6 protein-coding genes and 1 pseudogene are annotated in these 12,391 nt (G+C 42.2%); 5 read left to right on the top strand and 2 right to left on the bottom strand.

Annotation, left to right across the window (positions count from 1 at the left end; all coding sequences use genetic code 11):
• The first annotated feature begins 415 nt into the window (after positions 1-415).
• Positions 416-1,471: a Fe(3+) ABC transporter substrate-binding protein gene (locus EWV68_RS11840; RefSeq protein ID WP_287169890.1), complete on the top strand. Its 1,056-nt coding sequence runs from the start codon at positions 416-418 to the stop codon at positions 1,469-1,471.
• Positions 1,472-1,764: 293 nt separating this feature from the next.
• Here the strand turns inward: EWV68_RS11840 and EWV68_RS11835 are convergent, their stop codons facing one another.
• Positions 1,765-2,379, bottom strand: coding sequence for a DUF938 domain-containing protein (locus EWV68_RS11835; RefSeq protein WP_061432427.1), 615 nt, complete (start codon positions 2,377-2,379; stop codon positions 1,765-1,767).
• Between the two features lie 870 nt (positions 2,380-3,249).
• Here EWV68_RS11835 and topA point away from each other — a divergent pair.
• Complete coding sequence (gene topA / locus EWV68_RS11830; protein ID WP_287169888.1) at positions 3,250-5,886, top strand: type I DNA topoisomerase; 2,637 nt, start codon at positions 3,250-3,252, stop codon at positions 5,884-5,886.
• 121 nt (positions 5,887-6,007) lie between these two features.
• Here the strand turns inward: topA and EWV68_RS11825 are convergent, their stop codons facing one another.
• A complete protein-coding gene (locus tag EWV68_RS11825; protein WP_061432425.1) occupies positions 6,008-6,793 on the bottom strand; it encodes an SWIM zinc finger family protein in 786 nt (261 codons plus the stop codon).
• A 305-nt stretch (positions 6,794-7,098) separates the two neighbouring features.
• Here EWV68_RS11825 and EWV68_RS11820 point away from each other — a divergent pair.
• From EWV68_RS11820 to EWV68_RS11810, 3 genes and pseudogenes are all read left to right on the top strand, one after another.
• Positions 7,099-7,302 (top strand): annotated as a pseudogene (locus EWV68_RS11820) (transposase); the annotation flags it as partial.
• A gap of 41 nt (positions 7,303-7,343) precedes the next feature.
• A complete protein-coding gene (locus EWV68_RS11815) occupies positions 7,344-11,603 on the top strand; it encodes a non-ribosomal peptide synthetase (protein WP_287169887.1) in 4,260 nt (1,419 codons plus the stop codon).
• A gap of 362 nt (positions 11,604-11,965) precedes the next feature.
• Positions 11,966-12,391, top strand: a 426-nt coding sequence (locus EWV68_RS11810; protein WP_287169886.1) for a TubC N-terminal docking domain-related protein, incomplete at its 3' end; no start/stop codon positions are given.

Below are 12,391 nucleotides of genomic sequence, written 5' to 3'. Positions count from 1 at the left end.
TTCTTGTTTTAATTCTCCATGTACGCAGTCTTTAAAAGCCTCGATTTCGTTCCAAGACACGATTAAGAGTGGCTTTTAGGCTAAGTATAATTACTTATCGCGTAAGTGAGATGCTCCCGCAAGGGAAAGAAGCAGAAACCTAAATCGTGAGGTTTGGGAATCGCCGTCCGTTTACGGCGGTGAGGATGTCAACAAGCAATACCCTCGATCGAGCTTAGGGTAACATTTTGGGCTTATTGAATTTAACTAGCGATAGATTCGAGGATTTATTAGCCCCATCAAAACAAAAAAACCTGATTTTCGCCTGATTTTTCGCCATTTACCGCCCTAGTCCGACAAATAATTTCTCCCGCAGATAAGAATTATTCTCAATAGATGTACAATAGGAAAAGACAACTTTGCCACGAATCGAGCAATGAACGATAAAATAACTCGTAGAGTCTTTCTAAGCGCGGGAACAGCCACCTTAGCGGTAGCAGTGGGTCAATTAGGGAAAATAAACGAAGTTTCCGCCCAAACTAAACAATTAAACCTCTATTCCTCCCGTCACTACAACACCGACCGACGATTGTATGACAACTTCACCCGACAAACGGGAATAAAAATTAACCTCGTGGAAGGGGAAGCGGACCCATTAATCGAACGGATTAAAAGCGAAGGCAGCAATAGTCCTGCCGATATACTCCTGACGGTAGATGCGGGGAGACTATGGCGCGCCGACCAACAGGGAATTTTTGCCCCCGTCAATTCCCGCATTCTTACCCAAAGAATTCCTGCTAATTTGCGTCACCCCAAAGGTCACTGGTTCGGGTTTAGTAAACGCTTGCGGGTAATTATGTACAACAAAGACAGAGTTAACCCCAGAGAAATCGATTCCTATGCAGATTTAACCAATCCCAAATGGAAAGGAAAAGTCGTCACCCGGTCATCCAGTAACATCTATAGTCAATCTTTTACCGCTTGGTTAATCGACATCCAAGGAGAAGCAGCCGCAGAAAAATGGTGTCGGGGATTAGTGGCTAATTTTGCCCGTCCACCCCAGGGTAATGATAAGGCACAAATCGAAGCTGTAGCCGCAGGAATTGCCGATTTAGCCCTAGCTAACACCTATTACTTAGCGGGGTATGCCGAAGAAAAAGACCCAGCTAAACGGGCAATTTATGACCAAGTAGGCGTAATTTTCCCCGACCAAGCAGGCCGCGGCACTCACGTTAATATTAGCGGTGGTGGTTTAATTAAAACTGCCCCCAATCGAGAATCGGCCATTAAATTTTTAGAATATCTTTCTAGCAATGAAGCACAGAACTTTTTTGCTAAGGGTAATCGAGAATATCCCGTCGTTCCAGGGGTTGCTTTAGACCCTTTCCTAGCAAAACTCGGACGCGGGAAAGAAGATACAGTTAGCGTGGCTAATTATGGTCCTAATTTAGCCAAAGCGGTACAGGTAATGAATCGCGCTGGTTGGAAATAAGTTATCAGTTATCAGTTATCAGTTATCAGTGGGAAGTGGGGAGCTTTTTTCAGTGATCAGAACGTAGGTTGGGTTGAAGCATGAAACCCAACGCCCGATTATGTTACGCTACCGCTAACCCATCCTACAAATAATTGTGCCTCCCTACTTAATTGGTTAAGCTAAAAGCTTTGATGTACTTAGTTTATAACCTTCTTTTTAGGTAGGAGAATTGCCAGATTCTTTTTTTTGCCTTTTGCCTTTTGCCTTTTGCCTTTAGAAGCTGATTACCGATTACTGTTCACTGATAATTGCTATGTTAAGGCAAATAAAACCGAGAGATTATTAGCTGGCATAGGAATTACTTCTAACAATTGTAAACCTCGATCGCTCGCTGCTTGCACCACATCTTCTAAATTCCTAACTCCCCAAGTAGAGTTTTGAGAACGGAGAGAAAAATCAAAGCTTTCGTTACTAGGAGAAGTATGTTTTCCCTGCCGTTTATAGGGACCATAAAGATAGAGAATTCCCCCCGAACCGAGAATGCGACTCGCTCCTGCCATTAACGCTAAACAAGCGGACCAAGGGGCGATATGAATCATGTTAATATTAACAATGGCATTAATAACGATATTTTCCGTCTCTACCGCCCAAACTGACTGATGAACATCGATAAATAGGGGGCGATCGAGATTAGAACTAGGATAATAATCACACCAACTGCGAATACTATCTAGAGCCAGAGGGTTACAATCCGAGGGAATCCAACGACAAGGAGCAAGACGAGGAGCAAAAAAAACAGCGTGTTCACCCGTGCCGCTAGATATTTCTAGGATATTCCCAGTCTTCGGTAAAAATTGGCTGAGAACTTCTAAAATCGGCTGACGATTGCGTTCTGTTGCCGGAGCATATTGACGTAAATCAGACATAACTAGGGTTTGCGGCAAAAAGTTGGTTGGTGGGGTTAGGAGTCGGTCGTCAGGCGTTGGTCGTCAGGCGTCAGTCCTGATGAAAAAATTTTCACCACCACAGATGAAAGAGGTTTCCTTCCCTACACCCCACACCCCACACCCTACACCCTCTTTCCAGTCAGGAGGATTATTTTTATTTTTTCTCCCTTCTCCCCATCCTACTCTGCAATAACTACTGGCAGCCAGAAATACGTTGGGTTCATATCATACTTTGTGCTTTTTGTCAAAAAAACTTTTTTTTTGCAATAAAACTACACAAAAAAAAGATCATCGTTGTGGGTGAAATTGACTAATTTACCCGTCCTAATTAGGATAACCTTCTAGGTGTGGCAAGGGTTTCAACCATTGCTACCCAAAAAAGCACAGAATAACCCATTATGAAATTCAGTAAAATCGCTGTAACCATCGTAACATCGTTGTTAAATAAAAATCTTTCTCAATTAATTCTTAAGAATTTGTAAATATTGCGGAATGTTAATTTAAATATTCTCAAGTTTTTGGAGTCAATAAATAATTTTTGCTTATCTTTGGCGAACATTGGGTTAGGAGTCAGTCATCAGTCATCAGTTATCAGTTATCAGTCATCAGTGTCAGCTTTTTTCTCCCTTCTCCCTGCTCCCTGCTCCCATCTCCCTGCTTCAGAAAAATATTAAGTTTTGTTAAGAAGTTAGTGACAAAAGACCAGCTTTAATCTCTATTATCGTAGTAAGTGGCTTTTGACCCGAATCAAGCCAGTCAAGATAAATAGTAACTTTTGCCCATCATCAAACAACGATGGTCAGTCTAACTAAAACAGTCGCTGTGGCCATGCCCTCGTGATCAATTCCTATGTCAACCCTGGTTATTGTCGAATCCCCCACCAAAGCTCGGACGATCAGTAATTATCTGCCTAGCGGCTATCGAGTTCAAGCCTCCATGGGCCACATCCGCGATCTGCCCGCCTCTGCCGAAGAAATTCCCCCCGCCCACAAAGACAAATCCTGGGCCAACTTAGGCGTGGATGTGGAGAACGATTTCGACCCCCTCTACGTCGTCCCCAAAACCAAAAGTAAAGTCGTCAAAGAATTAAAAGAAGCCCTCAAAGGGGCCAGCGAACTGATCCTCGCCACCGACGAAGATCGGGAAGGCGAAAGCATCAGTTGGCATCTCTTGCAGGTACTCAACCCGAAAATACCCACCAAAAGGATGGTATTTCACGAGATCACCAAAGAGGCAATCCAAGCCGCCCTCAAAAATTGTCGCTCCATCGACGAAAATTTAGTTCACGCCCAAGAAACCCGCCGCATACTCGATCGCCTCTACGGTTATACCCTCTCCCCCCTGCTCTGGAAAAAAATCTCCAAAGGGTTATCCGCCGGCCGCGTGCAATCCGTCGCGGTACGTCTGCTCGTGCAGCGCGAACGAGAACGACGAGCCTTTAAAACCGCCAATTATTGGGACCTGAAAGCCACCCTCGAAAAAGACAAAAATCAATTCGAGTCGAAATTAGTCACCTTAAACGGTCAAAAAGTGGCAAATGGGAGCGATTTCGATGCCGACACCGGCAGACTGCTCCCCGGTCGCCAGGTGACACTTTTGGATCAAGCCACCGCCGCCGCCTTAAAAGAACGCATCGAAGACAAAATCTGGCGCGTTAGCCACACCGAAGAAAAACCCACCACTCGCAAACCTTCCCCCCCCTTCACCACCTCCACCCTACAGCAAGAGGCTAACCGGAAACTGGGCATATCCGCCCGCGACACCATGCGAATCGCCCAAAATCTCTACGAACAGGGCTACATCACCTATATGCGGACCGATTCCGTCCATCTTTCCGATCAGGCCATCACCGCCGCCCGCAATTGTGTAGAACAAATGTACGGAAAAAATTACCTCAGTCCCCAACCCCGGCAGTACACCACCAAAAGCAAAGGCGCACAGGAAGCCCACGAAGCCATCCGGCCCGCCGGTAGTAGCTTTCGCCTGCCCCGGGAAACCGGCCTGAGCGGACTAGAATTCGCCCTCTACGACCTAATCTGGAAACGTACCGTCGCCTCACAGATGGCCGATGCCCGCATTACCCAGATCGCCGTCAATATTCAGGTAGAAAATGCCGGATTTCGCTCCTCTGGCAAAAGAATCGACTTCCCCGGCTTTTTCCGCGCCTATGTGGAAGGTTCCGACGATCCCGAAGCCGCCATCGACGACCAAGAAATAATCTTACCCGCCCTCAGCGTCGGTGATACCCCCAATTGTCGCCAACTAGAAGCCATTAGCCACGATACCCAACCCCCCGCCCGTTATAGCGAAGCCTCCCTCGTAAAAACCCTCGAAAGTGAAGGAATCGGGCGACCCAGCACCTACGCCACCATTCTCGGCACAATTATCGATCGCGGTTATGCCCAAATGCGGAATAAAACCTTGATTCCCACCTTCACCGCTTTTGCCGTGGTTAGTTTGTTAGAAAATCATTTCCCCGACCTGGTAGATCCCAAATTTACCTCGAAAATGGAGGAAACCCTCGACGATATCGCCACTGGTTCCGCCCAATGGTTGCCCTATCTCGATCGCTTCTATCGCGGCGAAAAGGGGCTAGAAAGCCAAGTAAAAGAGCGCGAGAGTCAAATTAACTCTAGCACCGCCAAATCAGTGATTTTAGAGGATTTACAGGCAACTATCAAGATCGGCAAATACGGTCCCTATCTGGAAGTCTCCCGAGGCGATCAAATCCTCACCGCTTCCATCCCCGCCGATTTAACCCCCGCTGACCTCAACCCCGAACAGGTAGAAACCCTGCTGCGACAAAAAACCGAGGGTCCCGATAAATTAGGTCTTCATCCCGACAGCGGAGAGCCAATTTATCTGCTCGTGGGTAGTTACGGCCCCTACGTCCAGTTAGGAGATGTCAGCGATGACAACCCCAAACCGAAACGCGCCTCCCTACCCAAAGGAGTCAAACCAGAGGATGTCACCCTCCCACAAGCAGTCGGTTTATTGGCACTGCCGCGACTACTGGGAACCCATCCCCTCACCGGAGGCAAAATTAAAGCCAGTTTAGGTCGTTTTGGCCCCTATATAGTTCAGGAACAGGGTAAGGAAAAAGAATATCGTTCCCTGAAAGCCGGCGATGATGTCTTAACCATAACCCTCGATCGAGCTTTGGCCCTATTAGCCGAACCGAAAAAAACTCGCAGCGCCCGCGGTTCCACCAAACCACCCTTAAAAGAATTGGGTAAACATCCCGACGATGGGGAATCCGTGGGATTGTACGAAGGTCCCTACGGAGTTTATATCAAACACGGTAAGACCAACGCCAAGATTCCCGAAGGAGAAACCGCCGAAACCCTGACTCTAGAACAAGCTTTAGTCGCCCTAGCGGCCAAGACAACCACTGCCAAGAAAACCACTACTAAGAAAACTACTTCTAGCACCACTAAAAAAACTACTTCCCCAGGCAGTAAAACTGGCAAAAGTAAGACGGTTTAGCGGTTAGTGGTGGGGCGATTTTCTCCCTGGTTAATTCCTCGCTCTGATGCGAGGACAAATCTGGCTGGCTTTTTTGTCTTTTGCACCACTTTGAACGAGCTGCTCATATACCCCAAATTCCCTACTGTAAAGCAATCGCCATCGCTTCTTGGGGAATTTGCCGGTAAATTGGTTTTAAAAATTGTTCTATGGCATCTGATTCGGGGGCAGCGAGGGGAAAATTGCCTAAAATGTCGAGAATGGTTTGATTTTCATTCCCCGGCGTAATCACAACTAGGGAGGGATCTAGCTCCTCATCGTACTGCCAAAAGCGATCGATAGTGCTGTCGGGGGCAGTTTTTTCAACTACTGTGGGGGGTTCACTGACTGCTAAAGGTTGATTATCAGAGGAATAGGAGCGTTTTTCTCGTAAAGCTTCCAGAATTTGGCTTTTGCTTCGGCCGCGCAGTTGCAAAAGCAGGAAGGGATCGACGCTAAAACGATCACCCAATTGATAGTATACTGCTCCTATATGTTTGCAGGGGTTGGCTTGATCGGGACAGGTACAACGAGAGCGAATATCAGCTAGGGAAAAGGGAAATAAATTCACCCCACTATCGATAAAAACACGCTCAATATTATCGGGCATTTGTCCCGTGAGCAATTGAGCGGAATAAATGGCCTTTTTGGAGAGAAGCTTAATAATATAATCCCATTCTTCATCACTAAAAGCCGCTAGGGATAAGTCCACTATATAAGGCTCTGGTTCACTGCCTTGTACTCTAGCAATAACTTGCGAGTCTTCAAAGTCAATACTTAAAACATTGCCTTCTCTGGCGTAAAGTCTAGCTCGTTCCAAGCGTTTTTTAAAGCGATAGGAATCGAGTAGTTCTAGCCATTTTTGTACCCACCAAGCTTGTTCTGTCATTTTTTATTTCGCCAATTCAAAAATGAAACACATCAACCTTAAGAGTTGACAGAGAAAGGCTCATCAGGTATATTCTGATCTTTAACAACAACAAATCAGACCCAAAAATGAGGCCCTCAACATCCTAACATAGAACCAAGGAACTTGCTCTACCAACTTAGTCAAGAGGGAAATTTATCTCAACGGCAAATAGCCGTCTTGCTGGGATGTCATGTCATCTATGAAGCAGAAACCCAAATTGTGAGTTTTGGGAATCGCCGTCCGTTTTAGGGCGGTCAGGATGTCAAGAAACCATCTACAAAATTTCTTGGGAGAGGGGATTAAACGAGCATACTAATGGACTGTTAAGAAAATTCTTTCCCAAGAAAAGGAATTTTAAAATCCTTAAGCCAGAGGAAATAGAAAGAGCCGTAAACTTGGTTAACAATCGTCCTCGAAAATCTCTTGACTATCGTACCCCGAATGAGCTATTATGTGATAGCTCAGACAGTGATGAAATTCAGAATTGAATTGAATTGGCAAGATGTACACAAAAACGAGGATTTTAGGTATGAGGACAGAACAGAAAAATCCACAATTAAATTGTCAGAAATTAGCAGAAGTCTTTTTATCAAATCCCTTAATTGAAGATTGCTATTTTATGGTACGGGAGGGGGAATTAGTCGCCTATATCGTTTCCTCTGGAGCTTGGAACTCTGAACAATTGTCCTCCGATTTACAGTCTCAGTTACCGGACAATCTTCTACCTAATATCTATGTGCAGATTTCCAGTTTACCCTTAACCGATACCGGTGATGTCGATGAAACTGCATTAAAGAATATTGAAATTATCGATGATCATCAAGTTCAGGAAACAGAAGAAAAACTAGGCTCTTTGTCAGATATTGATCAAGTTGCCACTGTCATGACTTCCAAAAAAATCAAAATTTTACCCCTACATCTATCGGACTTATTGCCCTTAAAACCAGAGAAAAAAAATGATAATCAAGAATCTCAAACCCCGATTCATCTGGGGATTCACACTTCTAACACTCAATCTGGAATCAGTCACGGACAGCTTTTAGAAGAGTCTGAACTTCAGCCTAAAACCTTGGCAGAAATCCTCCAAAAAGCTGCTGAAAATCATTCAAATAAAGGGATTATTTATATTCAATCTAATGGTTCAGAAGTTTTTCAATCTTATCAACAATTATGGGAAGACGCTCAACAAATACAAGCCGGATTACAAAAGCAGGGTTTACAAGCTCAAGATAAAGTAATTCTTCAGCTATCGGAAAACTATGATATCATTTCCGCATTTTGGGGGTGTCTTTTAGGAGGATTTATTCCTGTTATTATTTCAGTGCCACCCAGCTATAAAGATTTTAATAATGAAATTCATAAAATATGTCAAGTTTGGCAGTTGTTAGATGAACCTATTATTATCACCAATCAATCCCGTCAGCAAGAGATAAAATATTTAGAACAATGGTTGCCTAATCAACCCTTAAGCTTGAGTTTTATGGAAGAATTAAAAACTCATTCTCCCCATCAGCCTCCTATTGGTGAACCGGGTGATATTGCGTTCTTTAATCTAACATCAGGCAGTACAGGAATACCGAAATGTATCTCATTAACCCATAAAAATGTCATCTCTCGTGCGCGAGGAACAAACATCATTTGTGAACATCAAAACGACGATATTATTCTTAATTGGCTTCCTTTTGATCATATTGGAAGTATTTCAGACTGGAATATTCGCTGTGTCGAGTTAGGATGCCAAATGGTTTATGTTCAAACTGAATATATATTAGGTCGTCCTTTGAATTGGTTAGATTTAATTGATCAATATCGAATTACCCATAGTTGGGCTCCTAATTTTGCTTATAATTTGATCAATGAAGCTTTAAAAAAAGAACCCGATCAAAATTGGAATTTAGATTGTGTCAAATTCTTTTTAGCGGCGGGTGAAGCCGTTTCTGGTCAAGCAGTTGGAGAATTTATTAACACCCTTCATCTTCAATATAATCTGAAAAAAACGGCGATGCGTCCTGCTTTTGGGATGGCAGAAATGGGGTCAGGAATTACCTATTATCCGCCTACAGAGCAACAGCCATTACTCTTTCATACGGTTGATAAATCCTCCTTAAATTCTTCCTTAAAACGAGTTCATCCTGAACATCCCAATGGTGCAACCTTTACGGATTTAGGATTACCCATTCCGGGGATATCAATTAGAATTGTTAATACTGATAATTCCCTATTACCAGAAGAAACCATTGGTCATTTACAAGTTACAGGAGATGCAGTTTCACCGGGGTATTATAAAAACCCAGAAGCGAATCAAGACGCTTTCTTAAAAGATGGCTGGTTTAAGACAGGAGATTTAGCATTTATTAGTAACGGTCATTTAGTTATTACTGGAAGAAGTAAAGAAACCATTATTATTAATGGAGTCAATTATTATAGCCATGAAATTGAAAATGTGGTTGAAACCATTGAAGAAGTAGAAGTGTCCTACACCGCCGCTTGTGCTGTTTATGATCCTAGGAATAGTACCGATCAATTAGCTTTATTTTTTAGTGCAGAAACCTTTGACCACCAGCATCTAGCGGAACTTCTGAAAAAGATTAGACGAAAAGTAATTAACAGTTTTGGGGTTAATCCTGAATATTTAATCCCCTTAAATAAAACTGAAATTCCTAAAACTTCCATCGGTAAAATTCAGCGATCGCAATTAACAAAACGGTTCGGAAATGGAGAATTTAATTCTATTTTAAAAGAAATAGATCTTTTGTTAGAAAACGCTCAAACCATTCCTGATTGGTTTTACCAGAAAGTTTGGAAACCTCGATCTCCAGTTAACTTAAAACCAGAACTTTCCAAGTATTGTACTTTAATTTTTCTGGATTGCTTGGGTTTAGGAGCATCTTTAGCAGAAAAAATTCAAGGGCAAAACTTACCCTGTATCACGGTTTTAGCAGCGGAAGAATTTTCTCAAATCAGTCAAAATTGCTATACCCTCAGACCCGGGACAGCCAATCATTATCAACAGTTAATGGCATCTTTATCCGAGCGAAAAATTATCCTTGGCAATATTATTCATCTGGGGACTTATCAAGACTATCAGGGAGAAATTTCAACAATTGAACAGTTAGAAAAAGCACAAGAGCGAGGAATTTATGATTTATTATTTCTAGTTCAAGCCTTAGCTAAAATTCATGATTTTAACTCAAAAATTCAATTGCTATTTGTTTCTAGTTATAGTCAATTTGTCATAGAAAACGATGAAATTGGCTATGAAAAATCTCCAGTTTTAGGACTGATCAAAACCCTAGCTCAAGAACTTCCTTGGTTAAATACTCGTCATGTTGATTTACCCCTGGATCAAACCGAAATTAATGTCAGTTATCTGCTGCAAGAACTATCCGTTTTATCCAAGGAAAGAGAAATTGCCTATCGCAACGGGAAACGTTTAATCGCAGGTTTGGAAAAAGTCAATTTACTTCAACACACCCAACAGGAATTACCCTTTAAATCAGGGGGAATTTATCTGATTACCGGAGGACTAGGAGGGATTGGCAGACAAATCGCTCAGTATTTGCTCAAAAATTATCAAGCTCGTTTACTATTAATTGGAAAAACACCTTTACCAGAAAAACACCTCTGGAGTGAGTACCTCAAAGTCGAAGATCAATTATCCTTAAAAATCAAAAATCTCCAAGCTTTAGAAAACCTTGGGGGAGAAGTAATTTATCAAGCGGTAGATGTGGCTAATTTCCCTCAAGTTAAACAGACTGTAGAACAGGTAAAAAGACAATGGCAAGGAGAACTTAATGGGGTGATTCATCTGGCTGGAATTTACAAAGATTGTTTACTTCTGGACGAAAATCAAGAGGGTTTATCGACAATTCTTCGTCCTAAAGTAATAGGAACTTGGGTTTTACATCAACTCCTCAAAGAATCTCAGGGAGTTTTTATTAGTTTTTCTTCCTTGGCTAGTTTTTTTGGAGGAGCGGCTTTGGGTTCCTATGCGGCGGCTAATAGTTTCCTTGAGTCTTTGAACAGCTATCAAAAATATAAGAATTTGTTCCCCAGTTATTGTTACAGTTGGACAACTTGGCAAGAAACCGGGATTAGCCAAGGTTATCAGATGCAATACATAACCCGATCTCAAGGGTATTATGATATGACAGTACGGCAAGGTTTAGACTCATTTCTAACCAGTTTATATCACAACCAAAGACAATTAATAATCGGTTTAGATGGGAGTAATAGCAAGATTAATCGTTTCACATCTAGGTCTGAAGGATGCCAAAAGTTAACGGCTTATTACACCCGTAAATCTACAGTTCAATCGGTCAATCTACCTAATCATGTTAGTCTAAAAGATCGATTTGGAACGTCCTATAAATGTCCCCTGGTGCTGCGGCAATCCCTCCCTATCAAGGATAATGGAGACATTGATAAGCGGCAATTACTCAAGGAACTGCAAGGTAAAGAAAATAACGAATTGGTAGCACCCAGAACGGAAGCTGAACATCAAGTTGCTAAGATTTGGCAAAAGGTGTTAAATCTATCTCAAATTGGAATTCATGACAATTTCTTTGAACTAGGAGGACATTCTTTACTGGCGAGTCAAGTTATTTCTCGTTTACGCGATGTTTTCTCGGTAGAATTGTCGTTGCACAGTTTATTAGAATACCCAACCGTTGCCAGTTTAACTCAAACGATTGAGGTGCTTAATGTAGCCAAAAATAGTCACAGTCTATCCAAAAGTGGTAAAGTTATGACAACAGCCTCAGAAAATTATGAAGAAGGAGAATTATGAAAATAGCTTAACTAAAATTTAAGCTTTTCAGAGCCATTTTGGAAAAAATGTAAAAAATTGTATCCATCACTAAAATTTATCATCCAGAATATGCTATAAATAGTTTCGGTTTAAAACAGTCTTTTTGTGGAGTATGTAAGCGGTTGCTCCCATAGTAACTGACTTTAACAATAACCACTGACTCCTCGCCATTGATAACCTTTATTTGTGCGATAGTGTTTAGTCTTTGAGGGTATTTAAATTTATGAGAACCGTTGATTATATCTCTAACAGTAGCTCTAGCTTGAGCTACTGAACCCAGCCAAACATCACCCCCCATTCCAAAAATACCAGAACATCAATTAGGGAAAAGGATACTATTAATGAAAGTCGCAGAATTTTTATCTTACTTAAATAGTTTAGACATCAAGCTTTGGCTTGAGGAAGAAAAGTTAAAATATCAAGCTCCCCAGGGAGCGATGACACCGGAAATTAAGCAAGAAATCGGCACAAGAAAACCAGAAATTCTCACTTTTTTAAGAAGCGCAACAACACCGTCTAAACCCCTTGAATCGGTTATTGATCCCGTTGCCAGAACTGAAGAGTTACCTCTATCTTTTGCTCAACAGAGAATGTGGTTTCTCTATCAGATGGATCGGCAAAATCCAGCTTATAATGAAGCCCTAGCCCTCCGTTTAACGGGACGCTTAAACATTGATATTTTAGAGCAAACGATTAATGCTATTATTCAACGGCATGAGAGCTTACGCACAAGCTTTCCAATGGTTGAAGGAAAACCTATTCAAAAA

The sequence above is a fragment of the Microcystis sp. M_QC_C_20170808_M9Col genome (genome assembly GCF_007095495.1).
In the GTDB taxonomy this organism is placed as follows: Bacteria; Cyanobacteriota; Cyanobacteriia; order Cyanobacteriales; family Microcystaceae; genus Microcystis; species Microcystis aeruginosa.
Note: the sequence above shows the minus strand (reverse complement) of the source record. Positions and strands in the feature narration are given on the sequence as shown.

What these genes read in the sequence shown, in the direction of transcription:
- EWV68_RS11840 (WP_287169890.1), top strand. Translation starts at nt 416, where the DNA reads ATGAACGATAAAATAACTCGTAGAGTCTTTCTAAGCGCGGGAACAGCC.
- EWV68_RS11835 (WP_061432427.1), bottom strand. Translation starts at nt 2,379, where the DNA reads ATGTCTGATTTACGTCAATATGCTCCGGCAACAGAACGCAATCGTCAG.
- topA (WP_287169888.1), top strand. Translation starts at nt 3,250, where the DNA reads ATGTCAACCCTGGTTATTGTCGAATCCCCCACCAAAGCTCGGACGATC.
- EWV68_RS11825 (WP_061432425.1), bottom strand. Translation starts at nt 6,793, where the DNA reads ATGACAGAACAAGCTTGGTGGGTACAAAAATGGCTAGAACTACTCGAT.
- EWV68_RS11815 (WP_287169887.1), top strand. Translation starts at nt 7,344, where the DNA reads ATGAGGACAGAACAGAAAAATCCACAATTAAATTGTCAGAAATTAGCA.